Below are 25,763 nucleotides of genomic sequence, written 5' to 3'. Positions count from 1 at the left end.
GAGAGGGGTTGTAGCGATACTCGCCCTCATGGCAGGAAGTAGAAAACTGGCTTAAGCGGGCAGAGCCTCAATGGATTCTATTAAAGGCGAATAGTGGTCTTGTACCGCGGCCATGTATCCCAATGTGTCTCCCGCTTCAGCGGCTTTGAGCATAGCTCCATGCGCCTTGGCAGTTGCTACCATATTTTCTTTCCCGGCAGCCGGCAAGACAGGAAGTACCGACATGTGCACCAGCCAGAGGGAGTTCATTAGTTCTTCCAGCAGGATGTTGTTCAATTCGGACACTAGACCAGTGTGAAACTCTATGTCCTCAACTAAGAATTCCTGACCGTTACGAGCTTTTTCCACCATAGTGTCAACTAGCTGATGTAAGTGAGTCAGCTGCTTTCCAGCCACTTTCATTACTATTTCACGGGCTAACCCAATATCTAGAGTTTGGCGAACTTGCACAACTTCTTTTAAGGAAGTCAGGCTGGTAGATTTTAGCGAAGAACGCAACACCATCATTTGAGCAAAAGGACGTAAAGACATTTCTCCCACGTAGGTTCCGCGTCCTTGGTGAACGGTAACAATATCTAAAGCCTGTAACTGCCTTAAGGCTTCACGCACGGAAGAACGGGAAACCCCTAAGCGTTCACACAGTTCGTTCTCCGTAGGTAGCGGGTCTCCGGGTTGTAAATGCTCTTCAAGTATGAAACTTTCTATCGCAGCCAGGGCACCTTTAGACCGTGAGCTAGGATCCTCCAAGCTTTTTTTGTTCTGTAGTAAGCGCCGGTAATCATCCACTGTGGAGACTGATTCGGGGGTAACTGTCTTGTCCATATGATTCCTCTGTTGCAACTGCGTTCGTTTAGTAGATTATCATTCCCCATTGAACGGTAGTTGTCTGATGATAGCTATGCTATAGGGCATGATGAAGTGATGCAATACGCTTTCGCTTTGTAATGTGGATAAGCAAAAAACTGCCTGTTTTTTGCAGGTTTGCTCCAAAAAAACTGATGTTACTCATGCTTGATTGCTCTAGTAATTTCAGCTTGACCTAATGTTATGTTAAACTTGCCTGGTATCTGAGTTTCAATCAGGTGTTCGGAGTGATGGTGCTATCCGGTTCTGTTTAGACCAGGACATCATCTGGAGCAGTCGATTCTACAAAAGAGGTAAATCGTGAATTTATCAGATGAATCAAGCGAGCAAGCGAATAAGGTAACAAGTAAACGAGTAATTTGGGCAACTTTAGTGATTGCTCTGGGAGGGCTGCTTTTTGGATATGACAGCGGAGTCATCTCCGGTGCTCTTCCCTCGATGACGAAAGATTTTAACCTGGACGCTATTCATTCAGGAATGGTGGTTAGCTCCCTGGTAGTAGGGGCAGCCATTGGGGCGCTCAGCGCCGGGAGAATATCTGATCGTTTCGGCAGGAGACCGGTATTAATTGCGGCATCTGCAATCTTCGTCTTGGGGGCAATCATCGCGGCTTTTGCCCCCAATGTTCCGGTAATGATCGTGGCGCGGGTAATTCTTGGTTTAGGGGTAGGTACTGCTTCCAATATCGTGCCGGTGTTTATTTCGGAACTAGCTCCCGCCCATATTCGCGGACGCTTGGTCTCGCTCAACCAGCTGATGATTGTCACCGGAATCATGATTGCTTATATCGCGAACTATGCGCTGCACGGCGTAAGTTACGATTGGCGCTGGATGTTCGGGATTTCGATAGCCCCGGCGCTGCTATTTGGTATCGGTATCATCACTCTTTCGGAATCGCCGCGGTGGCTGGTGTTAGATGGGCAGGTCGATAAGGCACGGCAGGTTCTGCAAAGCGTTCGGGAAAGTCAAAACGTAGAGGACGAGCTAACTGAAATTAAGGCTTCGATTGGCGGGGAACAAGGAAACGTAGGCTTTCGCGCCTTGGGGGAGCGCCGGTTGCGCCGGGTATTAATCGCCGGAATCGGTCTGCAGATTCTAGGACAGCTAACCGGCGTAAATGCGGTGGTATTCTATGCCCCCACTATTTTTAAAGGAGCAGGTTTAGGCGATAGTAGCGCAATTCTAGCCACCGTGGGTATGGGGGCGATTAATATCGTTGCCACCTTTATCGGTATGGCATTAGTAGACAAGATTGGGCGTACTCGGCTGCTGGCCAGCGGCTCTTTCCTAATGACCATCTTCCTAGCTGGGTTGGCGATTGATTTAGCTATAGGAGGTCAGGGAACTACCAGTGCAATTATTGGTTTAATTTGCGTATTTGGTTATATCGCGGCAGTTGCCTCCACCTTGAACGTGGTAGTGTTCATTATTGCTTCCGAGCTTTACCCCCTGAGCGTTCGCGGTACCGCGATGAGCTTAACTATCGGCGTGAACTGGACCATGAGCTTTATCGTCTCCCTAACTTTCCTTAGCCTATTTGAAACCTTCGGTGGCCCGGGAACTTTCGGGGTCTACGCGCTAACCTCCGCCGCGTTAGGGATTTTTGCGTTGAAAGTTATCCCGGAAACCAAAGGTAAAACCCTAGAAGAAATTGAACGAGACTACGCCAGCTAACGCGCGAAAAGTTAAGGTAAATACTATGGAAAAGACACTTCCGCAAGGACAGATGCTGGCCTATACCACGGCGGGAGCTGCAGATAGGTCACTGATTATCGCTACCCACGGGGTTACCGATAATGCGTCCTCGCTAGCTAGCCTGCAAAAATACTGGTCAAGCGATTACCACGTAGCCTGTGTAGATGCGCGCGGGCATGGCCTGTCGCCTCGTTTTAGCCGCGAAGCCCTGCTCGACCCGCTAGCTACCGAAGTCGCCGATATGATATGCACGATTGAGCACCTTAACACTGGCGAGCCCGCTATATTAATTGGGCACTCAATGGGGGCAGCAGTTATGAGCGCGGTAGCGTTCTGGCGACCAGATTTAGTTAAAGCCTTGATTTTGGAAGAACCTGCCTGGCTAACGCCACAGCAGGCTACCCAATATAAAGAAGGCGCAGCACAACTGGTGAAACGAATTAAATGGATGCGAGCCGAAGTGTCCGCGGCATTAGCGGAAAACCGCAAAGACTATTCCAGCTGGTCGCTCGCGGAAGCTTGCGGCTGGTTACAGGGTAAACTGCAAGTCGATTTAGATTTTGTTGCCCTCGGCGAAGTTAGCCCGAGGCAGCCTTGGGAACAGATTGCCCGCTCACTCAAGATGCCGACCTTGCTGATTACCTCCGATGGTGAGGACGTGTTGATAGGGTCGCAGCGGCTAAAAGAAATCGAAAACCTGGGCAACCATAACTTAAAGACGGTGATTATTCCGGGAACCCGTCACTGTGTACGCCGGGAAAAAGAAGCCGAGTTCTATGCGCTTTGTGACGATTTCTTAGCCAGTCTAGATCATTAGAGTTTCAACGGAGAAGAGAATAATGGATAGCAAAATACTTTTAGATTCCGAGATAGCCGCGGTTCTTGACACAGTTCCACCCCAAATGGCGTGGGATCCGCCGGCAATGCGGGCAGCGGGCGAAAAAATGCTCAGTGGCGAGATTGTGTTACCTGCCGGTATCACCCGGGAAATAATGCAGGTGGAAAGTAAAGACGGTTACCAGGTTGAACTGCGAGTATTCCGCCCAGAAAACCGCGAACCGCAAGGGGTTATCTACAGCATTCATGGTGGGGGAATGATTGCGGGGCAAGCTCGCTATGATGATGGCTGGAACGGACAGCTAGTGGCAGAAACTGGCCAGTGCGTTGTTAGCCCCAATTATCGCCTCGCCCCCGAGAATCCCTATCCTTTGCCATTACAGGACTGCGTGGCGGGCTGGCAATGGGTGAAAGCAGAGTTTCCGGCGCTTCCGAGTGTAATTTATGGGGATAGCGCCGGAGGTAATCTGGCGGCAGCAGTAACCTTATTCAGTCGGGACCAGGGGATAGCACTTGCTGACCGAGTGTTTCTAATTGAGCCAGTTTTAGATGATCGGCTGGAAACAGTCTCTATGCAAGGCGGACAAGACACTCCGGTATGGGATTTGCCTAACGCTAAAGCCAGTTGGAAAGCCTATCTTGGTGGAGGGGAGGCTGATATTTATGCGGCTCCCGGCAGAGCCACTGACTTATCGGGATGGCCGGAAACTTTTCTGGTAGCCAACCAATGCGACCCCTTGCGAGATGAAGATATTAGATTTGCGCAGACACTAACGGAAAGTAATGTTCCGGTGCGCCTAACGCTGCTTCCAGGCACCTGCCATGGTGTATTAGGGCTGCAAGGCCCGGCGATTGCCCAGCAGGCACGCGAACTGGTGATTAACGCGCTAAAATCAGCGGGGATTTAGCCCCTAGCGGCATTTGCTGCTTGTTTGGATTATTTAATCCCAGCAGCCCTAAAAAGGCAGGTACTTTTTCAACGCCATAATGGAAAATACGGTGGAAATCAGAACTATTGTGGTCTCTCTTACTTTTGCCTAATCTGGTTTGACCCGTGGGCGTTGGGACGGTAACTTTGTATTCGTTGCTGAGCGACGAAGCCGGCGGGAACCGAGTTTTCCGCCGATTATTTTTTGCTTGCAACGAATCCTGATCGGCCAGTTTGGTTGGTTTGTGGTTTGGTTGTTTGTGTTCTCGATAGTGTGTTTTTTTGTTTTGTTTGTGTGGGATTGACTGGGGTGCCTGGCTGTTTGGTTGGGTGTTTTGGTTTTTTCTGTTTTTTGTTTTTTTGATGCTGATGATTTTGGAACGTTTTGTTTTTTGATTGTTGGTGTTTGTTTTTGCTGGATTGTTTTCTGGCTTGAATCATTGATTTTTTGCCTGCTGTTTTTTGGTGGGTTTGTTTTTGGTTTTTGTTGGAGAGTTTGATCCTGGCTCAGGATGAACGCTGGCGGCGTGCTTAACACATGCAAGTCGAACGGGATCCAAGGGTGCTTGCATCCTTGGTGAGAGTGGCGAACGGGTGAGTAACACGTGAGTAACCTGTCCTTTTCTTTGGGATAAGCTCCTGAAAGGGTGTTTAATACCTTATGTTCTGTCTGCCTCGCATGGGGTGGGTGGGAAAGATTTTTTCGGTGAAGGGTGGGCTCGCGGTCTATCAGCTTGTTGGTGGGGTGATGGCTTACCAAGGCTTTGACGGGTAGCCGGCCTGAGAGGGTGGTCGGTCACATTGGGACTGAGATACGGCCCAGACTCCTGCGGGAGGCAGCAGTGGGGGATATTGCACAATGGGCGCAAGCCTGATGCAGCGACGCCGCGTGGGGGATGAAGGCCTTCGGGTTGTAAACTTCTTTTGCTCTGAACAAGGCATGCTAGTGGGTGTGTTGAGTGTAGGGGTTGATTAGCGCCGGCTAACTACGTGCCAGCAGCCGCGGTAATACGTAGGGCGCGAGCGTTGTCCGGAATTATTGGGCGTAAAGGGCTTGTAGGTGGCTGGTTGCGTCTGTCGTGAAAGCTCATGGCTTAACTGTGGGTTTGCGGTGGGTACGGGCTGGCTTGAGTGCAGTAGGGGAGGCTGGAATTCCTGGTGTAGCGGTGGAATGCGCAGATATCAGGAGGAATACCGGTGGCGAAGGCGGGTCTCTGGGCTGTTACTGACACTGAGGAGCGAAAGCATGGGGAGCGAACAGGATTAGATACCCTGGTAGTCCATGCTGTAAACGGTGGGAACTGGGTGTGGGGGGCTTTTTTGTCTTCTGCGTCGTAGCTAACGCGTTAAGTTCCCCGCCTGGGGAGTACGGTCGCAAGGCTAAAACTCAAAGGAATTGACGGGGGCCCGCACAAGCGGCGGAGCATGCGGATTAATTCGATGCAACGCGAAGAACCTTACCAAGGCTTGACATGCACTGGACTGGCCCAGAGATGGGTTTTCCTTTTTGGCTGGTGTGCAGGTGGTGCATGGTTGTCGTCAGCTCGTGTCGTGAGATGTTGGGTTAAGTCCCGCAACGAGCGCAACCCTTGTCCTATGTTGCCAGCAAGTTGTGTTGGGGACTCGTGGGAGACTGCCGGGGTTAACTCGGAGGAAGGTGGGGATGACGTCAAATCATCATGCCCCTTATGTCTTGGGCTTCACGCATGCTACATTGGCGTCTACAGAGGGTTGCGATACCGTAAGGTGGGGCGAATCTCTTAAAGGGCGTCTTGGTTCGGATCGGGGTCTGCAACTCGGCCCCGTGAAGGTGGAGTCGCTAGTAATCGCAGATCAGCAACGCTGCGGTGAATACGTTCTCGGGCCTTGTACACACCGCCCGTCACGTCACGAAAGTTGGTAACACTCGAAGCTTGTGGCCTATCTCTTTTTGAGGGGGAGCGGGTGAAGGTGGGGCTAGCGATTGGGACGAAGTCGTAACAAGGTAGCCGTACCGGAAGGTGCGGCTGGATCACCTCCTTTCTAGGGAGATTTTATTTTTAAGCGCAAGCGGAACGAGGAAACACTTTCCCCCCAGGGCTTAATCGTTTTGGGTTTGGTTTTGGGGGGCTGTCGGGTATAGGAACAATCAGGCTCCTTGGGTTTGTTTGTTTGGCTCATTGACTTTCAAGGCCGTTGGTTTTGGGGTTTTTTGGGTTGGTTGTTTGTTTTTTGGAGAGTGGATGTGAGTGTCTTTGTGATGCTTTTTTTGTGAGAATCTTGTTCGTTGACTGCCCTGTTTTTTGGGGTGGTTGGTGTTTTTTGTTTATTGGTTTGTTTTTTGTTTTTGAGCGTTTGGTGGATGCCTTGGCATCGTGTGCCGATGAAGGACGTTGTGGCTGGCGATAGCCTCGGGGAGTTAGCGAGCGTGCGTTGATCCGGGGGTTTCCGAATGGGGTAACCTGACCATAGTTGTGTGTGGTTGGCGCGCACTGAAGTTTTGATAGGTGTGTGTTGGTAGGGTGGGAAGTGAAACATCTTAGTACCGCCTTTTGTGAGATAGTCCGTGTGTAGTGGTGAGCGATAGCGGGTGTTGGCTAAACCGTTTGCGTGTGATACTCGGCAGGGGTTGCGTAGGCGGGGTTGTGGGACGAAATCGTTGAGAATCTGCCGGTTCTTGGAGCGTTTTTGTGTGTGCGAGGTGAACAGGTTGGGATGCCTGGCCGTAGACCGTGAGAGTCGGGTAGCTGGTTGTGCATGCGTGGCGTTGGGTTTTGTTCCCGAGTAGCGCGGGGCTCGTGGAATCTCGTGTGAATCTGCCCAGACCATTGGGTAAGCCTGGACGGGCATGGTGACCGATAGTGGATTAGTACCGTGAGGGAATGGTGAAAAGTACCCCGGGAGGGGAGTGAAATAGTTCCTGAAACCAAGCGTTTTTAAGCCGTCAGAGCCGCGGGATCCTTTCGGGGGTTGGTGTGGTGGTGGCGTGCCTATTGAAGAATGAGCCTGCGAGTTATGTTGCGTTGCGAGGTTAACCTGTTGTGGGGTAGTCGTAGGGAAACCGAGTCCTGGGGGCGTAATAGTAGCGTGGCATAGACCCGAAGCGGGGTGATCTACCCATGGCCAGGTTGAAGCGGCGGTAGAACGTCGTGGAGGACCGCACCCACCTAGGTTGAAAACTGGGGGGATGAGTTGTGGGTAGGGGTGAAAGGCCAATCAAACTCCGTGATAGCTGGTTCTCCCCGAAATATATTTAGGTATAGCGTTCCATTTTTTGCTTGCGTGTGGTAGAGCTACTGGTTGGTTGATGGGCCTTGTTGGTTACTGAGATCTGCTAAACTCCGAATGCGCGTTAAGTTGGTGGGGCAGTCAGACAGCGGGGGATAAGCTTCGTTGTCGAGAGGGAAACAGCCCTGATCATCGGTTAAGGTCCCTAAGTGTGTGCTGAGTGGAAAAGGATGTGTAGTTGCGTTGACAGCCAGGAGGTTGGCTTAGAAGCAGCCACCCTTGAAAGAGTGCGTAATAGCTTACTGGTCGAGTGATTGTGCGCCGATAATGTAGTGGGGCTTAAGCATGCCACCGAAACTGTGACTACAATGCTTTTGGTGTTGTGGGGTAGGGGAGCGTCCTGCATTGTTGTAGCGGCCTGGTGATGGGTCGTGTGTGGTGTGGGAGTGAGAATGCAGGCATGAGTAGCGAGTCCAGTGTGAGAATCGCTGGCGCCGATAAACTAAGGGTTCCAGGGGAAGGTTTATCCGCCCTGGGTTAGTCGGGTCCTAAGGCGAGGCCGTCAGGCGTAGTCGATGGTTGAGCAGTTGATATTCTGCTACCGGGATCAGACCGTATATAGCGCTTTTTCTTTTGAGCTTGACGCCCTTTTCGGTTCTTGTCTTCCTTCGGGTTGATAAGGGTCGTTGGGTTTTGGGTTTTTGGTTTGAGTGTTTTAGCTTCGTGGTGACACAGTGAGATTGCCTGGCGCGGTGGTGGTTTACCGTGTTCAAGCCTGTAGCCTGTCTTCTAGGCAAATCCGGAAGGCGTGTATGGTGAGGGGTGATGGTGAGGCCCGTTTTTGGGTTGATAACAGGGTTGGTCTGTACTGTCGAGAAAAGCTGCGTTGTGAGGTGTGTTTCCGCCCGTACCCTAAACCGACTCTGGTAGTTGGGTAGAGAATACTAAGGCGAGCGAGTGAATCGTGGTTAAGGAATTCGGCAAATTGCCTCCGTAACTTCGGGAGAAGGAGGCCCCACCCCTTGAAGAGCGTTTTCTGTTCTAGGGGGTGTGGGGTGCAATAGCAAGATGGAAGCGACTGTTTATCAAAAACATAGGTGCGTGCGAAGCTGTAAGGCGATGTATACGCACTGACGCCTGCCCGGTGCCGGAAGGTTAAGAGGAGCTGTCAGCCTTTTTTGGCGAAGCGGTGAATTTAAGCCCCGGTAAACGGCGGTGGTAACTATAACCATCCTAAGGTAGCGAAATTCCTTGTCGGGTAAGTTCCGACCTGCACGAATGGCGTAACGACTTCTGTGCTGTCTTGACCGCGAACTCGGCGAAATTGCATTACGAGTAAAGATGCTCGTTACGCGCAGCAGGACGGAAAGACCCCGGGACCTTTACTATAGCTTGGTATTGGTGGCTGGTTGTGTTTGTGTAGGATAGGTGGGAGACGTTGAAGCAGTCACGCTAGTGGTTGTGGAGTCGGCAAGTGAAATACCACTCTGATGTTGCTGGTTATCTGAACCTGGACCCATTATCTGGGTTAGGGACAGTGCCTGGTGGGTAGTTTAACTGGGGCGGTTGCCTCCTAAATGGTAACGGAGGCGCTCAAAGGTTTCCTCATCCTGGTTGGTAATCAGGGTTCGAGTGTAAGTGCACAAGGAAGCTTGACTGTGACACTGACGGGTGGAGCAGGTACGAAAGTAGGAACTAGTGATCCGGCAATGGCTTATGGAAGCGTTGTCGCTCAACGGATAAAAGGTACCCCGGGGATAACAGGCTGATCTTGCCCAAGAGTCCATATCGACGGCATGGTTTGGCACCTCGATGTCGGCTCGTCGCATCCTGGGGCTGGAGTTGGTCCCAAGGGTTGGGCTGTTCGCCCATTAAAGCGGTACGCGAGCTGGGTTCAGAACGTCGTGAGACAGTTCGGTCCCTATCCGCTGCGCGCGTTAAGACTTGAGAAAGTCCTGTCCCTAGTACGAGAGGACCGGGATGGACGAACCTCTGGTGTGCCAGTTGTACCGCCAGGTGCATGGCTGGTTGGCTATGTTCGGAAAGGATAACCGCTGAAAGCATCTAAGCGGGAAGCCTGCTTTAAGATGAGGTCTTTTAGGTTCCCAGCAGACTACTGGGTAGATAGGCCAGAAGTGTACACGTTGTAAAACGCAAAGCTGACTGGTACTAAACAACCATTAAAAAACAAATCACAACACTAAAACACACCGTGTGTTCAAGCATTCCACAATACGAATCGTCACGAAGACGCTCACACCCACTCTCAAACACCGTCTACAAGAACGGTACCCCCCAAAAAAAGGAAACTAACCAAAACAAGTTAGCAACAAGCACGGGGGTTGAACACATAGTCTTGTGGTGGTCATAGCGCCTAGGACACGCCCAGTCCCATCCCGAACCTGGAAGCTAAGCTAGGCAACGCTGATGGTACTACGCCCCAACGAGCGCGGGAGAGTAAGAAACCACCACAACCATTTTAAAAAGGCAGGGTACAAAAACCAATCTTGGTTTCTGTACCCTGCCTTTCTATCTTTCATTAGCTAAGTTATTAACTTATATATTGCGAAAATTAAAAGCTAGCGTTTTGTCCAAGCAGAGCATAGCTGCTCGAAACGAGATTCGAAATGCGCTATTTGCCAGTCCCGAGCAGCTGCAGTTTCTAACAGATTTTGCAGATCTTTACCCGGTTCCCAATATGCCGCTACCTGCCGGATAGCGCTAGGAGAAAGTGCCAATTCTGCCCAGATCTGATTTTCTTGTGCCCAGGTAGATACGTCCTCTTTAAGTAGGCGGTAAAGCTCAGCGCGAGCCGGATCAATTTTTTCCCAAGTTGCTAGCGAGGTTATTTCGTGAAGCTTTCGCGGGGGTTCTCTCCCCGGTAATTGGTCTTTTGGTAGATCGCGTACCTTTTTTATAGCCTGCCACCAAATCCGGGCATGACGGCGTAGTTGCCGGCGCTTCATAAATGAACGGCGTGATAGCTCTTGGTAGGAAGTAGGAGTTTGTAAGACTAAGTCTACCAGGTCGCGGTTAGGTAGCACCCGATGGGGTGCTAAATCAGCTTCACGTGCGATTTCATCGCGCTTATTGTAAAGCTCCCGCAGCAAGCCGAGCTGGCGAGGAGAACGGGCTTTACCAGCACCTTTCAAATGCCGCCAAGGTTCGCTACCACGCGGACGATGGTAGTTGGCTAATGTATAGGAAAACTCTTGTTCAGCCCAAGATAGACGCCCTGCGGCCTTCAAGCGCTCTTTTAACGCTGAGGCGAGCTCCACCAAGTACTCCACATCCAGGGCCGCGTAATCGAGCCATGATTGTTTGAGGGGACGCAATGACCAGTTTTCCCGAGTATGGTTCTTGGCTAGTTTTACCCCTAGCACTTCCTCGGTAACTGCCCCCAGTCCCACGTGTTCATACCCCAATAGTTTCGCTGCGATCTGAGTATCGAATAGACGCGGTGCTACTAAACCTGCCCACTCCATACATTCCAGGTCTTCTTTGGCGGCGTGCAGCACCCAGGTACTGTTTTGGCAGACAGCGCTAAAATCCGATAAATCATCCAGAGCCAGAGGATCAAGTAAAACCAGGGGAGCGCTCTGCCCTTTCGCCTGGATCAAATAGGCTTTGTCCAGGTAACGGATTCCGCTGGCGCGTTCAGTATCAAAAGCCACGTATTGGCCAGGATTGCTATATTCGCGCAGACACTCCCGGTATTGCTGCTGGTTATCAGTTAGGGGAACCGATCCCAGCCGGGGACGGTAAAGAGTTTCGCTCATACCAGCTTTACCTGCCCTAGGCGAGATATTCCAGCGCTAACTTCCACCGAATAACCCGACATCATCGCTAATAACCGCGATATCGCGGCCGCGTGGGGCGCCAAGTTATTTTCTAGAGGTGTCCAGGAGGCACGCAATTCCATTTCTGCCGATTCAGAGCGTTTTTTTAACTCGCCAAAACTGGCGGAATGAGAGCGGCTAACTGACCCGGCAGCCTGGAAAAAACTGGCATCTGCCTGGGTTAAAAAATCGGTAAACCATGACCAACAAACCTGGTCAGCCAGCGGTTCAGTGACTAAATCTACATCTACATGCGCACCAAGCATCGTAACTAGCCGAAATCGTCCCTGCCACCCGGGTTGTTCCTGGGGGTCATAAAGAATCACTAGCCTTCCGGCGCCTCCACTATGAGGAATGGTCTCCAAAGATTCACAATCCATACGGATAGCGGCAGCAAAAGGCGCAATTCCTTGCGGCGCCGAAATCTCACTGACCGTAACATGAGAATCATAGGGGGCTTCCCGCAAAGTGAGCAGAGCATCGGTAAACTCTGCAGGTGTCTTTTGATTCACCATTTCAGCGTAGGCAGGAAACCTCTCCTAAACTCACTGCCACGCCGATAATCAACCGACCTAGCTGTAAACATACCAATTATCCGGTTGGGAAAATGATTTCTTGATCAGATATTGTGATGGGATAAGCAACGCTTCTTGGCAATAAGATTCGAGTGGCCTCCGGGGCAATGAGTAAGATTTGATAGCATTGAGTGGCTCAAATCTTAGGGAGGCACTGTGGCAGGAAAACAGGATATAGGGTTTCAACCGGTTATCCCAGGAACCGATATCGGAGCTTATGCTTTGGCGCGTTCATTTCACGAGAAATGGAAGGTGAAACCAACGCTGCTCACGCTGCAAGTTCTGGGGCCAATAATGGCATCTGGCATTATTGATACTCGCTTAGTCGAGCCCAATGCCCTGCCCAATCCAGACTCGGAAATGCCGCTTATAGAAGGTTTGATTGCTATCGGACCGCAGCTGCAAAAAGAGTATCCAGGAAAAAAGCTGCTGCTGATTGCCAATATGGACTCCAATGTGCGCGATATTATGCGCCGAGAGGAAGAGCTGCGGAAATATTACGCGTTTGCCTTCCCCTCCCTGAAGATTATTGAAGATACCTCCGATAAAGCAAAGTTTCCGCTGTTGGCTGCCGAGCATGGTTTGAATGTTCCGCAAACTTTAGAAATTGATTTTTCCGGTTCGCTAGAGGACGAACTAGCTAAACTTGAGCAGGTAAATCAGCCTTTCCCTTGGATTATTAAACCGGCTACCAGCGCCGGTTACGAGCGTCTTAAATGGCCGGGCAAAGCGAAAGTCTATACGGTTTCCAATAAAGAAGAAGCCCAAACCTTACTCGGCAATCTCTATCAACATACTCATAACAATCCGCATGCCCGCCGCTTCGTACTGCAGCCCCGGGTGGAAGGCAACGACAGCTTTAATCTCTCGGTGACTGCCTACGTTGATCAAAACTTACGGGTAACTATGTTGGGATCAGCCCAAGTGTTACTGGAGGATCATTCTCCCACTGCCCTCGGTAACCCAGTGGCGATGATTACCGAACCCTATCCCCGCCTCTATGAGCAGGTAAGTAGCTTCCTGAAGGGAGTGGGGTGGCACGGCTTCGCCAACTTTGACTTTAAGGTAGATTCCCGCACGGGGATTGCCTATTGCTTCGAAGTAAATCCCCGTATTGGACGGAACTCCTATTACAACACCTCTGCCGGAATGAATCCCATGAGGTTTTTTGTCGAGGACGTCGTGGAGGGGAAAGCGATAGCCCCGCAACGTTTAGGAAAGCGAGTCTACTATTCGATTCTGCCCAAACGGCTAGTGCTGCGGTATGTAGATAAACAGATGGGCAAGAAAATTAAGACTCTTTACCGCCTGAAGAAAAATCATGATCCCTTGTTCTACCCGGCGGATTTCGGTTTTAGTCTGCGTGGCCTGAAGCGCTTTGCCTACGTGATGATTGCCCGGGAAAATCACTGGAGAAAGTATCACCGTAATTACCCGGCAGCTAAGTTCCGTCAGGGGGAAACCCGCTCCCTCGATACTGCTGCCTTAACCCAGCCCTAGCCACCTGGCTTGGTCGGCCAGACCGCTGAAGAATCCCTACGAGCCTCCCAAAGGCAAGGCCGTGACAAGGCGCTAACCAACTATTAGCAGGGTGTCTTCACCTAGGATTTCCGCGGGAGGATTCTCCAGTTTCCCGTTAGTGAACGATATGTAGTCACCTTGCGGCAGCTGCGCGACTAAATCGCTGATATCAGCACAGCTGTGATGCAGATTTACTATGACCTGAGCATGCTCTGTCTTTAATACCAGTAGCCTGTTCTGGCGCTCCAAAGAAATAAAATCAGCAAACACGCCCTCGCGACGCAGCGCGATCAAGTGTCGATACCAGGCGAGCATCTTTATATGCTCGACCTCAGAAAGCTCCTGCCAGAGCAGCTTGGAGTTAAGGAAAGTAGAAAGAGCTTGAGGGGAAGGAACTTCCACTTCGCCATCATAAATTTTCTCCCAATCATGGGAGGCGAACTCTCGTTTTCTACCCTCATCTACGGCTTTGCCAATTCCCTCATCTGCATAGTCGGTGAAGAATTGGAAACGAGAACGGCTGCCCCATTCTTCCCCTTGGAAAAGCATCGGCGTAAACGGAGAGGCTAGAATCAAAGCTGCTTGACCAGCCAGTAACCCGGGGGAGAGCTTTTCGCTAGGGCGATCCCCTAAAGCGCGGTTACCTACCTGGTCATGGTTGGAAGCAAATCCAAAGAAACGGTTTCGTTCCATATCTGCCGGAACTGGAGCCCCCCAGTTCTTGCCCCGGAAACTAGAGTAAGTACCGTTATGGTAAAACACCTGCGAATATATTTTGCTTAGCGCCGCAGGATCAGCAAAATCTTCGTAGTAGCCTTGGGTTTCTCTGGTGAAAGCTACGTGAATACCGTGGTGGATATCGTCATCCCATTGTCCATCCATTCCGTATCCGCCCTCATCAACTGCGGTGACCATGCGGGCATCGTTGAGATCGGATTCTGCCACTAGAGTTAGCGGTCTGTCCAACTCCTCCGAAAGGTTGTGAACTTCTTGGGAAAGTTCCGCTAAAAGATGCAGCTTGGAATCATCTTGGATTTCATGAACCGCATCTAGGCGTAGACCGTCAAACCCATAGTCAGCCAGCAAAGCCACAGCCGCCCCAATTAAGAAATCTCGAACTGGGCCGGAATCGGAACCATCTAGGTTATAGCCATCGCCCCAGGGAGTCTCGTGACGGTTAGAAAAATAAGGAGCAAACTGACTTAAATAGTTTCCGGAAGAACCCAAATGATTCAATACCAGGTCTTGGGCAACTGCGATTCCCAGGTTGTGTGCCTCATCGATAAAAGCCACCAGATCTTCCGGGGTGCCGTAGGGATTGAAGAGGGCATACAGGCCAACCCCGTCATACCCCCAACCGCGCTGGCCTGGGAAAACCGCTATTGGCATTAGTTCGATGACCTCGACTCCCAAATCTGCGAGATAGGGGAGTTTTTCTATGGCTGCTCGCAGGGTTCCTTGGGCGGTGAAAGTTCCGATATGTAGCTCGTACCAGACCCTACCTAGAAGTTTTCCATCGGGTTGCCAGCTAGAGGAGTGTTGGATAGCGGAAATATCGGCAGTTTGTACCCAAAGTTCACTACCGGGAACATACCTGCGCGCCCGGGGGTCAGGGAACGGCCCCTTTCCGTCTATTTCAAAGGCGTAGGTAGTCCCGTTGGGTAGCGGACGCGGAGCGAGCCACCAGGAACCATATTGTACCATCGGGGTTTTTCGCGGTCTTTCTGGTGATCCTACCAGCAGATTTATCTGTTTTTTGTCCGGTGCCCATAGCGGTACTCGTCCGCATCCGGGTTTAAGCTCCCAAGGTGGCAAGCCTTCAAAATCTAGATCCGAAGGAGTTAAATCCATCTATTCCACCCGCTCCAGTATCCGTGCCCCCCGCTTAGATAGCAGCTCTTCCAAGCTTTGCATTCCTCCGGGGAAAACTTCATTTGAGCAAATATCTTTCCAGGATCCTTCCGGGAGCACCACGGTATGCTCGGGGCGGAAATCTCCTTGATATCGGGAGAGCACCCCGGAAAGACGACGGGCAAGAGTGACAACTTGGGGGCCCGCTTCTTCGGTTCCGCGCGCAAAAGCTACCGCGTAACCAGTAGAGAGGGCGAGTGCCTCATAAGTAGCGGTAGCAGATACGAAGCACTCGGGGCGGCGGCGCCGTAGCCGTAAGATTGCTGCCGTAACATTGAGCTTCAAATCATCTAGGTTTGAGCCTGCCGCGTGATCTAAGCCTTCTTGATCCAGATGGGAAAGTCTTTTAGCTAGCGCAGTGAAATCAACGGGTCGGCGATTATCAGGATCCACCAACGATGTTTGGGTGATTTCTGAACCTTGATAAACGTCAGCTACCCCAGGCATGGTTAGTTGTAAAGCCTTATTAGCTACGATGGTGTAGCGAGTAGCTTGCTCGGTTTCGCCGTGCCAGCGAGAAACAATATCAGCTACCTTGGGGTCGCATATAATCTGGTCGGCATAATCAAGGAGCTCGTTTTCACGGGTCTCATCCGGAGCAGTCCAGGTAGTCCAAGATTTTTGTTCCCTAATCGCTTTTACTAAATATTGGCGCAGCCGCTTAGAAGAGATCGGTCCATTATTATCCCAAGTGCCGATCAGGGTTTGCCACAGCATATTTTCGGTGCGTCCATCCAGGTCATTAGGACGGTAAGGCTGAGTTACATCTCGCAGGTCGGAAACAATTTGTGCCCAAAGCGTCGGGTACTGGCTGATAATGGCCAGACGCATACGCACATCCTCGCAACGTTTAGTGTCGTGCGTAGAGTTAGTGGTCATGGTAGCTGGCCAGTTAGTTTGAATATCGCGCGCGAATAGATGCAGATTATCGGCAGAAATCCCGAAAGCTTGCGGGTTAGAACCTACTTCATTTAGGCACAGCAGGTGAGTCCAGCGATAGAAAGTAGTGTCTTCTACTCCTTTGGCCATGACTGCTCCGCAGACCTGTTGGAAACGCACCAAGAATTCTTGCCGATCCAGGTCGCTTACTTTCAAAGCCGCAGATCCCGTTTCATCTCCAAGCACCAGGGCAACTACCACCGCCATGGTGTCAGCATGTTCGGTATTCAGGTAGCGTAGTGCTCGCTTAGCCGCTGCCGCTACGATTTCTCGCGATAATGCGGGGGCAGGATTCCCTACCGTCACATAGGCGCGGTAGCAAGGCATTTCGATAATCAGTTCCCGCAAACAATCAACCAGGGAACGGAAGGTGTAATCCCGCAAACGGAAATCATTTTGACAGATTTTCCATACTAACTGTCCGATACGGCGGACTTCCGCTGCCAGGGAGGTATCGATAATCTGGGCTTTGGCTTCGCGCTGCATTTGCGGATAGGACGAGGGCGAATCTGCCGTCAAAGTCTGCATTAGGGTTCCTAGCGGCAAAGATGCGCGAGGGTCGACCTGTAGGGCGGTTAGCCGCCAAGAAGTGTCGTACCCGGTAGTGCCAGCAATAGGCCAGTCACTAGGTAAGCGTTCGGCGTCCTCGAGAATCTTTTCTGCCGCGATCCAAGCGCCCCCGGTGGCCTCAGAGAGCCAGTGGAAATAGCCGGCCGGGTCGGCTAATCCGTCGGGATGATCCACCCGGAAGGCATCGATGTAGCCGGCGTTGAACAGTTCCAGGAGTAAGGCGTGGGTAGAGTCAAATACGTCGCGTTCTTCTACCCGCAGTGCCGCTAGGGTGTCGACGTCGAAGAACCGGCGATAGTTGAGCTCTTCATCAGCTACTTTCCAATGCGCCAGGCGATAGTGTTGCCGTTCCACCAATACCTCTAGTGGCAGGGATTCGGTACCCTGAGCCACTGGGAAATAGTGGTCATAGTAGCGCAGAATCCACTGCTCGCCCCGTTCGGGCTCCGTAGGAATTACCATCTGCTCTAGTTTGAGCTCTTGGTCAGCTAAAACTTGCCCGATTCGTTTTCCGAGGACGGGCATCAGAATCGGTTGATCAATATCGATATCGAACCAGTGAGCATAGGGGGATTCCTTCCCCCTCTTGAGCACTGACCACATCGGGCGGTTAATCCAGACTGGAGTCGGTACCGCCATATGGTTAGGAACCAGGTCGACAACCAGTCCCAATCCTTCCTGGTGGGCGGCATCGGCGAGTTCTTCAAACTGGGTACGCCCACCCAATTCTTTAGAAATATGGGTGTGGTCTACTACGTCATAGCCATGCATCGATCCGGGGACCGCTTGCAAAATGGGGGAGAGGAATAGATCGGTGATTCCCAGGTTCCGCCAGTATCCCAGGTGTTCGCGGGCATCTTTGAAAGTAAAATCTTCGCTCAGCTGCAGGCGATAAGTGCTGATAGGGAGATGTTTTCCCTGAGTGGGCAGGTGGGGATGCTGACTGTTCATCGAGGTTCTCCTTATTCCTCCACTACTTCGCGGATAAGTACCACTACCGAGCGGTCTAGCAGCTCGAGTTGGTCATTAGCTCCATATTCGATTTCCTCTTCAGTATCGCTGCCGGGAAGGTCTTCCATAGTGGAGATCGCGATTTTCCAGCCGGAACCGTGCCCTTCCGGTATCTGGAAGGTGCAAGGCTCCGGGTCGGCGTTAAATAGCAACAGGAAAGAGTCATCAACAATGCGTTGTCCGCGCGAATCCGGTTCGCGAATCGCTTCCCCGTTTAAGAAAATCATCAGGGAGCGTGCTTCTTCATTGTTCCAGGCTTCTTCGGTCATCTTTTGTCCATTGGGAGCAAACCAGTTGATCTCGCCCAGATCGGATTGCCCGCCGCGCGAGGGAGCCCCGGCAAAGAAACGGCGGCGATGGAATACCGGATGGTCATTTCGGAACTTAATCAGGTGTTTGGTGAACTCTAGGAGTTTATTTCGATAGTCGTCCTCATCAGCATCCTCGAAGGACCAATCCATCCAAGAGAGTTCATTGTCTTGGCAATAGGTATTGTTGTTTCCCTTTTGGCTGCGGGCTACTTCGTCTCCCATAGGCAGCATCGGTACCCCTTGGGAGAGGAATAGGGTAGTCAGGAAGTTACGGTGCTGACGCGCCCGAAGTTTATTAATTTCCGGGTCATCGGTGGGACCTTCCACCCCGCAGTTCCAGGAGCGGTTGTGGGATTCCCCATCACCCCCGTCCTCTCCGTTAGCTTCGTTATGCTTTTCGTTATAGGAAACTAGGTCACGCATCGTGAAACCGTCATGGGCGGTTACGAAGTTAATAGAGGCATTCGGGCGGCGTCCACTTTGTTCATATAAATCGGCGCTGCCACAGAAACGGGAGGCGAACTCAGGTAGCGTGGCATAGTTGCCGCGCCAAAAATCACGAACCGTGTCGCGGTATTTTCCGTTCCATTCGCTCCACATGGAGGGGAATCCGCCTACCTGGTAGCCGCCATCTCCTACGTCCCAAGGTTCGGCGATTAGCTTTAGCTGGGAAAGCACCGGATCTTGGTGGATAATATCGAAAAATGCCGACAGCTTGTCCACATCGTGCAGCTCGCGTGCCAAGGTAGAGGCAAGGTCGAAGCGGAAACCATCTACGTGCATCTCGATTGCCCAATAGCGCAGGGAATCCATAATCAGTTGCAGCACTGCTGGCGAACGCATGAGCAGTGAGTTTCCGGTTCCAGTGGTATCAAAATAGTGTTCTTTATCGTCCTCTACCAGGCGATAGTAGGAGGCGTTATCTAGCCCCTTGAAAGACAAGGTTGGCCCCATATGGTTGCCTTCGGCGGTGTGGTTATAGACCACGTCCAGGATTACTTCAATCCCCGCCTGGTGGAGATTTTTCACCATTTGCTTGAACTCTTGAACCTGTCCATCAACCACATCTTGCGAACGATACTGGGCGTGGGGAGCAAAAAACCCGATGGTGTTATATCCCCAATAGTTTGACAGGCCACGTTCTTGCAAGGTGGAGTCATTAACGAACTGGTGTACGGGCATCAGTTCAATAGCATTTATCCCCAGTTCTTTCAGGTATTCGATGGTCACCGGGTTGGCGATCCCCGCATAGGTGCCGCGTTCTTTTTCCGGAATCTGTTCATTAAGCTTGGTGAAGCCTTTTACGTGCGCCTCGTAAATGACGAGTTTATGGAGATCGTGTCCGGGTGGGCGGTCATTTCCCCAATCAAAATAGGGCGTAGTTACCACCGAAACCGCCATATCGGGTAAGGAATCATCGTGGTTAGGCTGGCTGGGGTCGTTCCAGTCATAGGAATAGAGTGATTGCTTGGCTCCCACGGTGCCATCGGTGGCCTTCGCATAAGGATCCAGGAGGAACTTGTTGACATCACAGCGGTGTCCTTGTTCCGGATCGTAAGGGCCTTCTACCCGGAAACCATAACGCTGCTCATCTCGCAGTCCCGGAATATAGCAATGCCACACATGGTGGTCGACTTCGCGGAGCTCAATGCGCTCTTCGCTACCATCTTCTGCAATTAAACAAAGATAGACTTTAGTTGCGACCTCGCTAAATACTGCAAAGTTTACCCCGGCACCGTCATAGGTAGCGCCGAGCGGATACGGTTTCCCTGGCCAAATTTCCATACATCTAGGTTGTCACAAAACGCGCCATTTAGCAGTCAGTCGCGCCTATTAACTCATCCTGGGGTAATTCCCACATTCCGGCATCCTTCTGTCTACGATGGAAAACCGCCGCATTTACTCCGGATTTACACCGAGCTTTATCCACCGCAAGGAGCAGTTTTCGCCCGTCCTAGTGTTAGAGGTAGTTGAGCAAACGGTTACGGATTCACAGAAAACATTTGTTAAGTGTGCTTTATTTGTTTAGTTTAACTAACTATACTTAGTGCTTGAAGCGTCGGGATTTGGAGAAGCAGCTAAAGAAAATAGCCAGTGAGCGCGGCGAATCCCTGGTCGTAAAAGAGGGTGGTTCTCACTCGAAAGTATTTATCGGTGAGCAAATGATAACGGTTCCCCGTCACCGTGAAATATCGGAAATGACCGCTAAGGCAATCATTAAGGAGGCAGAGAATGGGTAACAACAAAGAAATTCAAGCCCGGGCCGTAAGAGATGGAAAATGGTGGGCAGTATTTGTTGAAATTGACGGGAAAGAACATGCCACCCAAGGGAAAACCTTGAAAGAAGCTCAATTTATGGCGGAAGATTTGGTTCGTATCTGGGCAGAGGCTCTAGAACGTCCAGAACTTTCGAAAATTCCGGTGAAAATAACTATTGATGGGAAAATAGGGGAAGAAGTAGCTGAAATTCAAGAGAGTCAGGCGGCTGCAGCTCAGATTGCCGCCAGATTGAAGCGCACCCAAAAGACTTTGGTGGATTCCATGCGGGCAGAGGGAATCAAGGTTGCTGATATCGCGCAATTACTGGGAATCACTAAAGGAAGAGTTTCCCAAATTTCTCGCTCGTGAATCAGCGCTTAGATTTTCCACTAGCGGTATGTGGTCGGGGAGAGTGTGTTTTTGAGGTTACTACCGCATATGGATATTCCATCTCCCCGGTTGGTAAACGCGGAAACTTTAGCGGCGATGCGGGGGAGCTACGGATCGTCATAGAGTAGGAGTGATGCATTTTTCACGGCGAGTTAGCCTTTCTGAGCCCAACGCCATTACCTTGGCGGCTGGGAAACGGCGCGCCCAGGGGCAGCAGCTGATAAACATCTCTGACTCGAACCCCACTCGTCATGGGCTGGGCAATACAGAGCATCCCTACCAAGCTGATCCGCGCGGGTCAGGCGCCGCGCGTCGCGCCCTCGCCGATTTCCTTTCCCAGCGGGATCAGCGCGAGGTTGCCCCCGATAACCTATATCTGCTCAGTTCCACTTCGCAAGGATATAGCTGGCTAATGAAACTGCTTTGTGATCCCGGTGAGGCAGTGCTGGCGCCTACTCCGGGATATCCGCTAATAGAGGCCTTAGCTAACTTAGAAAATGTGCAGGTAGCGTCCTATAGTTTTGCTTGGTTAGGGCGGAAGTGGGAACTGGATCCGCTCTCCCTGCCTGCTGCTGGTGTTTCCCCACGTCCGCGAGCCCTAGTGGTCATCAATCCTGGCAATCCCACCGGCGCCTATTTGGATAGGGGAGAGCGAAAGCTACTGTTGGATTACTGCGGTGAAAATAATCTGACCCTGATCGTCGATGAGGTGTTTTTTAACTTCTCCTTGCCAGCGGCTCCGCAATCTCGCGCCCGCCTGGCCGGCTGCGGTCAAATCCTCACCTTCGCCCTCGACGGGTTATCGAAAAATCTATGCGCGCCGGGAGCTAAAGTTGCTTGGCTGGAGGTATCGGGCCCGGAGTCGCAAGTAGCGGAGGCGAAAGCGTATTTAGATATCATCGCGGATGCGTTTTTGCCGTTCAGTGATATTTTGGCCGCGCAGTTGCCGGACTTCTTGGAGGAAATTCCGTCTCAGTCGGCGCGAACTCGCGAGCGTTGCGCTGCCAACTTGGACACCTTGCAAAGTTTGGTAGGGGAGGATCCAGTTAGTCCGGTAACGGTGATGTCCCCGCAGGGAGGCTGGAACGTTCTCTTGCGCTTCCCTTCCCATATTGACGAGGACGAGCTCGTCGAAAACCTCTTGAAAGAATATGGAATCTACTGCCAGCCCGGCTACTTCTTTGACTTACCCTTCAGCGGTACCATCAGCCTTTCACTACTGTTACAGCCAGATTCTTTCCGCAAAAATGCCGCCAAAGTTTTACGTACTATCGCCACTTTAAGCTGAGGTAGTAACCGGTTTGTCGTCCTCCTGAGGCAGTTGGGCGTGCGCACATAGGTTGACTTGTTGCTAATCGAATGCTTCTAGAGCCTCTGGTTCCAGATCACCGACAGCAACTAACTCCCGCGTTATTTTCTCTATTTCATCCGATAGTGAGACGCCCGCGGCGCTTGCCCAATCGAGTGCCAGATCAAGATCGGGGCCATCATGGATTTCCAGCTCTTTTAGATTTTCTAGTAGGTCGGTGCGACCCGCCTTGCTCATGGTGGCAAGAACCATGTCCCAGGCGTCTAGGTACCCCATCATTGATGCTGCTCCTCAACGTAGTGTGCGGTTTTATCCTGAATAGGTTCTCGCCAGATATACATTAATTGCTACCTTATTGCTCTCGTCCTTGCCCGCAAAGCAAGCGCAACTATCGTAATTCTGCGAAAAGAGTTGCGGAAGATATCTTCCGACTAAGATTCCCGCCCGGTATCTTTACAAATGAGGCGCGGGTATATGAACTCTTTAGAGTGATTGGGTATAAAGACCTTGTAGCGTTTGAATTAGCGCGCCTGACAACTTTCCTGCCGGATAAGAATATAAGACGCAATATTCAGGTGCTATATAACGAAAAGTTCGAAATAACCCCGGCGGCGCGCAACTACACGAAGCTCGAAATATCAATAGATAGCAGCGATGGTCCCTACCCGAGGTATCGAGACGGCGCGGGGAAGATCATTCGGGGGGTACTTCCGCAGGGAGCCCCCACATCGGGGATTATCGCCAATATTTGTGCCGGTGAACTCGATAAAGAGCTTGTGTCTTTCGCGCTGTATAACGGTTTAAGATATTCGCGGTACTGTGATGACTTGTTTTTCTCCCCGCGGCCTGACCATGAACATTTTGACCGCACCTTCGCAGGTTTAATCATCCGCGACGTTAATCGGGCCGTACTAAAACATGGTTTTCGTTTAAACCAAGGCAAAACCAGGGTAGTGCCACCCGGGTCTAAGAAGCTGATTTTGGGTCTGCAAGTGGATGACCGTGTTCGTCTAGATACCGCATTCAAGAAAAATATTGACTACCACATACACGGAATTGCTAAATTTGGGCTTCAGCAACACGTAGCGCACTCCAAAGGTAACCCGCCCCCAGTGTTGAGTTTCCTAAACCATTTGCAAGGATTAATCGCTTTTGCGAAGGGAATTGAGTATTGGTACGGGGAAACACGCGAAACAAACTTGAAAAGGGCATTGTCGATTAGTGAAGTAACGGGATAATTCCCGCACTGCTTTCCGAAGGCCGATGCGACAACTACGCGTGATCCCGATTTTGGTAGAAGCTCAATAAATTTGGCAATAACCGCAAAAATCCTACTGGCGAGGGCGAACGCGCAGCCCGCGTTCGCAACCTTCCCGCACCAGCCCTCACGGGGTTCGATTCCCCGCGGCTCCATTCGATTCCCGGGCTCAAAATAAATAGAGACCCCAGGGTAAACCTGAGACCTGCATATATTGGTGCCAGCAAAACTTCGTGTTACGCACTATTTCGTCGTCCTTACTAATGAAAAAGCCTTCGGGCTTTTTCACCTTTCGGACTTCTGATAGTTACTTTCACTCTCATCTCGATACAACGCGATATTTGGGTGCGGAGTTAATATTTTGGGTTAAAACGAGAATATTTCTGATAAACTCCGACCCGTAGTATATCCCCAATTCCAATACTAAGAAGGTGCTTTACCATGAAAGGTCTAAGGTTGGCTGCTTCAAATGTGGCAGCAGTTTGCGCTGTATTTGCGCTTGTATTGCCCGGAGGGGTTGCGTTAGCTGCTGATCCACCAGCGGCAGGTAACGAGATCCCCAACGGTCCCGATTCTCCCATTGTAAGTTATAAGGGAAATAAGGTTGATACGTTCAATTTTCCGTTCACTGAACAGACGAAGGCAGTTGTCCTTCCTGACGGTCAGAACGGGTGGGGCTGGGACCCGGCTACAGCAACTCTGACACTGCGTAATTACGATAATTCGAAAGTTGTAGCTTCCCAAGACGATAAGTTAGCCAGCAATCCCAAAGATCAGAACGCACGCACGCGAGTCGTACTCTTTGAAACCAAAAAGAAAGTAACCGTCAAATTTGAAGGGACTAACCACCTCGCAACCAATTTTGGTAGTGGCGTTACTGCGGAATCCGCGGTGTTCATGTTAAAAAATAGCGGCGAACATGACGCGGGTGGACTTGAGCTTGTTGGTGATGACGATGCTTCGTTGACGCTGGAAACTCGCGCAACAAATGCTACTTCTGTTACAAATGTCATTCATTTCTACAATTCCCAGGCAAAGAACTCGCCGCTGGTGTTCAAGTCTGGTTCCGTGAATATGAAAATGTCTACCGCAGAAAGTGCGTGCGCTGCTGCTTCCGGAGATAAAAAGATTCCTGGCGAGTTCATGCGCCATACGAATGATGTTCAGATTCTCGGGAACGCGAGTCTAACCCAGACGATTAATTCCACCTGTAAGGATAAGACGGCATACAGAACGCTTTTAGCAGGGAATGTTAAAGGCAGTGAGAGTCGCGTATTGTTTGATACGACCAAGCTGGTGACTCTCGCCACGACTGGCAATTCATATTCCATGGAAGAATGGTCATGGGTTGAGAGTAAAGCGTATCCAGTTTACTGTGACTACTCGGGTAAGGCTTCTGTGAATTTTACGGAAGGCGGAGCTCCTGGATGCTTGCCCCGTTCGACTAATGAAAACGTTCTAATTGGTAGTATCTCCCCAGTTAATCTGCGTTATCAGAATCCTATACCTGATGAAAAAAACCCTGGATCGTATCTAAAACTTGGGCAGTTCTTAAACGAGGATTCGAGTTCTAAAAAGACAATCGTTCCAACTGAGTCCATGCCGATTACTGTCGGCCAGGTATTCCCGATTACGGTCACCAACGGTGTGGCCTCGCATGGAAAGTTTGCGATCAACAAAGCATTCACGGACGACAAGACAGCTATCGCTGCTGACGCGGATGTGACTGTTAAGGCCGATACTGCTCCCGCGGGTCAGACATTCGACAAGTGGGTGGCCACAGATAACACCTCTCTGCCCGCTGGCCTTGACGAGAGTGCTGAGCAGACTACATTCTCCATGCCGGCCAGCGCGGTGGCTCTTAAAGCTACGTATAAGCCGCTCCCAGCTCCCGCGTGGAATGATTCTAAGGTCACTCCTGGAAACGACGTGAATATCCCGAATACCGGCGGTCCGGTTCAGAAGGGAACAATGGTGAGCACCGATGGCCCTGGAAAGGCAGAGTTGAATAAGGATGGTTCAATCACAGTGACGGCTGATCCGAAAGCGAAGGCAGGCGACACTATCACTGTGACAGTGAAGGATGCTCAAGGAAATACCGTTGATTCAATTGCCGTCAAGGTCTACCAGGATCAGCGCGAAAATAATACTAAGACCCAGCCGAAGACCGGCAAAAACCTGCCAAAAACTGGTACGAGCATGGGGGCTCTTGGCCTAGCTTCTGCTGTTCTAATTCCCGCTGGGATGGGGCTTGTTTTAGCGCGCCGCCGTAGGCAGAATTGATGGTAGTCAACCGGCTTTCTAGCCAAAAATAGCCTAGAGCTTGAGGGGAAGATTCT

General features: G+C 51.1%; 17 protein-coding genes and 3 rRNA genes. 12 read left to right on the top strand and 8 right to left on the bottom strand.

Annotated elements, in window-relative coordinates; translation table 11 throughout:
- Positions 1-51: 51 nt before the first annotated feature.
- Positions 52-822 carry a FadR/GntR family transcriptional regulator gene (locus tag ACZ5BI_RS05350; protein WP_316099318.1) on the bottom strand — a complete coding sequence of 257 codons (771 nt, stop codon included), beginning with the start codon at positions 820-822 and terminating at the stop codon, positions 52-54.
- Positions 823-1,164: 342 nt separating this feature from the next.
- Here ACZ5BI_RS05350 and ACZ5BI_RS05345 point away from each other — a divergent pair, with 342 nt between their 5' ends.
- Genes ACZ5BI_RS05345 through ACZ5BI_RS05335 form a run of 3 tightly spaced genes read left to right on the top strand, consistent with a single transcriptional unit; the run spans position 1,165 to position 4,304 of the window.
- The gene (locus ACZ5BI_RS05345) at positions 1,165-2,538 is read left to right on the top strand and encodes a sugar porter family MFS transporter (protein ID WP_316086352.1); all 1,374 of its coding nucleotides are present in this window, start codon (positions 1,165-1,167) and stop codon (positions 2,536-2,538) included.
- Positions 2,539-2,563: 25 nt separating this feature from the next.
- Entirely contained in the window at positions 2,564-3,376 is an 813-nt protein-coding gene (locus ACZ5BI_RS05340) for an alpha/beta fold hydrolase (protein WP_316086354.1), read from the top strand.
- A 22-nt stretch (positions 3,377-3,398) separates the two neighbouring features.
- The gene (locus ACZ5BI_RS05335) at positions 3,399-4,304 is read left to right on the top strand and encodes an alpha/beta hydrolase (protein WP_464895794.1); all 906 of its coding nucleotides are present in this window, start codon (positions 3,399-3,401) and stop codon (positions 4,302-4,304) included.
- Between the two features lie 218 nt (positions 4,305-4,522).
- Here the strand turns inward: ACZ5BI_RS05335 and ACZ5BI_RS05330 are convergent, their stop codons facing one another.
- Positions 4,523-4,765: a hypothetical protein gene (locus tag ACZ5BI_RS05330; RefSeq protein ID WP_464895793.1), complete on the bottom strand. Its 243-nt coding sequence runs from the start codon at positions 4,763-4,765 to the stop codon at positions 4,523-4,525.
- A gap of 43 nt (positions 4,766-4,808) precedes the next feature.
- On the opposite strand from ACZ5BI_RS05330, the gene ACZ5BI_RS05325 reads away from it, so the two are divergent.
- The 3 genes from ACZ5BI_RS05325 (at position 4,809) to rrf (ending at position 10,005) form a co-directional block, all read left to right on the top strand.
- Positions 4,809-6,346: ribosomal RNA gene (locus ACZ5BI_RS05325) — 16S ribosomal RNA — on the top strand.
- A gap of 292 nt (positions 6,347-6,638) precedes the next feature.
- A 23S ribosomal RNA gene (locus tag ACZ5BI_RS05320) occupies positions 6,639-9,723 on the top strand.
- Between the two features lie 165 nt (positions 9,724-9,888).
- Positions 9,889-10,005, top strand: a 5S ribosomal RNA gene (rrf, locus tag ACZ5BI_RS05315).
- The 16S, 23S and 5S rRNA genes sit together here, the layout of an rRNA operon.
- Positions 10,006-10,110: 105 nt before the next feature.
- Here rrf and ACZ5BI_RS05310 read toward each other — a convergent pair.
- Together ACZ5BI_RS05310 and ACZ5BI_RS05305 are read right to left on the bottom strand one after the other, a co-directional pair.
- Entirely contained in the window at positions 10,111-11,310 is a 1,200-nt protein-coding gene (locus ACZ5BI_RS05310; protein ID WP_464895792.1) for an HRDC domain-containing protein, read from the bottom strand.
- Positions 11,307-11,882 carry a DUF3000 family protein gene (locus ACZ5BI_RS05305; RefSeq protein WP_316087409.1) on the bottom strand — a complete coding sequence of 192 codons (576 nt, stop codon included), beginning with the start codon at positions 11,880-11,882 and terminating at the stop codon, positions 11,307-11,309. Before ACZ5BI_RS05305 ends, ACZ5BI_RS05310 begins: the two co-directional genes overlap by 4 nt.
- Before the next feature lie 219 nt (positions 11,883-12,101).
- On the opposite strand from ACZ5BI_RS05305, the gene ACZ5BI_RS05300 reads away from it, so the two are divergent.
- The gene (locus ACZ5BI_RS05300; protein ID WP_412585296.1) at positions 12,102-13,445 is read left to right on the top strand and encodes a carboxylate--amine ligase; all 1,344 of its coding nucleotides are present in this window, start codon (positions 12,102-12,104) and stop codon (positions 13,443-13,445) included.
- 72 nt (positions 13,446-13,517) lie between these two features.
- Here ACZ5BI_RS05300 and treZ read toward each other — a convergent pair whose 3' ends face one another.
- From treZ to glgX, 3 genes are read right to left on the bottom strand one after another with little or no spacing between them, the layout of a single operon-like run.
- Complete coding sequence (gene treZ, locus ACZ5BI_RS05295; protein ID WP_316087090.1) at positions 13,518-15,317, bottom strand: malto-oligosyltrehalose trehalohydrolase; 1,800 nt, start codon at positions 15,315-15,317, stop codon at positions 13,518-13,520.
- A complete protein-coding gene (gene treY, locus ACZ5BI_RS05290; RefSeq protein ID WP_412585295.1) occupies positions 15,318-17,837 on the bottom strand; it encodes a malto-oligosyltrehalose synthase in 2,520 nt (839 codons plus the stop codon).
- Between the two features lie 11 nt (positions 17,838-17,848).
- Positions 17,849-19,993: a glycogen debranching protein GlgX gene (gene glgX / locus ACZ5BI_RS05285; RefSeq protein ID WP_464895791.1), complete on the bottom strand. Its 2,145-nt coding sequence runs from the start codon at positions 19,991-19,993 to the stop codon at positions 17,849-17,851.
- Positions 19,994-20,259: 266 nt separating this feature from the next.
- Here glgX and ACZ5BI_RS05280 point away from each other — a divergent pair, with 266 nt between their 5' ends.
- The 3 genes from ACZ5BI_RS05280 to ACZ5BI_RS05270 all read left to right on the top strand — a co-directional run bounded on the left by ACZ5BI_RS05280 (position 20,260) and on the right by ACZ5BI_RS05270 (position 22,145).
- Entirely contained in the window at positions 20,260-20,448 is a 189-nt protein-coding gene (locus ACZ5BI_RS05280; protein ID WP_038108911.1) for a hypothetical protein, read from the top strand.
- Positions 20,441-20,836, top strand: coding sequence for a hypothetical protein (locus ACZ5BI_RS05275; RefSeq protein WP_238128174.1), 396 nt, complete (start codon positions 20,441-20,443; stop codon positions 20,834-20,836). Before ACZ5BI_RS05280 ends, ACZ5BI_RS05275 begins: the two co-directional genes overlap by 8 nt.
- A 154-nt stretch (positions 20,837-20,990) precedes the next feature.
- The gene (locus ACZ5BI_RS05270) at positions 20,991-22,145 is read left to right on the top strand and encodes a pyridoxal phosphate-dependent aminotransferase (RefSeq protein WP_278613124.1); all 1,155 of its coding nucleotides are present in this window, start codon (positions 20,991-20,993) and stop codon (positions 22,143-22,145) included.
- 63 nt (positions 22,146-22,208) lie between these two features.
- Here ACZ5BI_RS05270 and ACZ5BI_RS05265 read toward each other — a convergent pair whose 3' ends face one another.
- Complete coding sequence (locus ACZ5BI_RS05265) at positions 22,209-22,445, bottom strand: hypothetical protein (RefSeq protein WP_024058656.1); 237 nt, start codon at positions 22,443-22,445, stop codon at positions 22,209-22,211.
- 209 nt (positions 22,446-22,654) lie between these two features.
- Here ACZ5BI_RS05265 and ACZ5BI_RS05260 point away from each other — a divergent pair, with 209 nt between their 5' ends.
- Both ACZ5BI_RS05260 and ACZ5BI_RS05255 read left to right on the top strand, forming a co-directional pair.
- Entirely contained in the window at positions 22,655-23,404 is a 750-nt protein-coding gene (locus ACZ5BI_RS05260; protein ID WP_278613122.1) for a reverse transcriptase domain-containing protein, read from the top strand.
- A 476-nt stretch (positions 23,405-23,880) separates the two neighbouring features.
- Positions 23,881-25,707: an InlB B-repeat-containing protein gene (locus ACZ5BI_RS05255; RefSeq protein ID WP_278613120.1), complete on the top strand. Its 1,827-nt coding sequence runs from the start codon at positions 23,881-23,883 to the stop codon at positions 25,705-25,707.
- The last annotated feature ends 56 nt before the right edge of the window (positions 25,708-25,763 follow it).

Source organism: Varibaculum sp. GTC20041, from assembly GCF_055387755.1.
Note: the sequence above shows the minus strand (reverse complement) of the source record. Positions and strands in the feature narration are given on the sequence as shown.

Bases quoted from the DNA above. Each gene is read 5' to 3' on its own strand.
- ACZ5BI_RS05350 (WP_316099318.1), bottom strand. From the start codon at position 822: ATGGACAAGACAGTTACCCCCGAATCAGTCTCCACAGTGGATGATTAC.
- ACZ5BI_RS05340 (WP_316086354.1), top strand. From the start codon at position 2,564: ATGGAAAAGACACTTCCGCAAGGACAGATGCTGGCCTATACCACGGCG.
- ACZ5BI_RS05335 (WP_464895794.1), top strand. From the start codon at position 3,399: ATGGATAGCAAAATACTTTTAGATTCCGAGATAGCCGCGGTTCTTGAC.
- ACZ5BI_RS05330 (WP_464895793.1), bottom strand. From the start codon at position 4,765: ATGATTCAAGCCAGAAAACAATCCAGCAAAAACAAACACCAACAATCA.
- ACZ5BI_RS05310 (WP_464895792.1), bottom strand. From the start codon at position 11,310: ATGAGCGAAACTCTTTACCGTCCCCGGCTGGGATCGGTTCCCCTAACT.
- treZ (WP_316087090.1), bottom strand. From the start codon at position 15,317: ATGGATTTAACTCCTTCGGATCTAGATTTTGAAGGCTTGCCACCTTGG.
- treY (WP_412585295.1), bottom strand. From the start codon at position 17,837: ATGAACAGTCAGCATCCCCACCTGCCCACTCAGGGAAAACATCTCCCT.
- glgX (WP_464895791.1), bottom strand. From the start codon at position 19,993: ATGGAAATTTGGCCAGGGAAACCGTATCCGCTCGGCGCTACCTATGAC.
- ACZ5BI_RS05275 (WP_238128174.1), top strand. From the start codon at position 20,441: ATGGGTAACAACAAAGAAATTCAAGCCCGGGCCGTAAGAGATGGAAAA.
- ACZ5BI_RS05270 (WP_278613124.1), top strand. From the start codon at position 20,991: ATGCATTTTTCACGGCGAGTTAGCCTTTCTGAGCCCAACGCCATTACC.
- ACZ5BI_RS05265 (WP_024058656.1), bottom strand. From the start codon at position 22,445: ATGATGGGGTACCTAGACGCCTGGGACATGGTTCTTGCCACCATGAGC.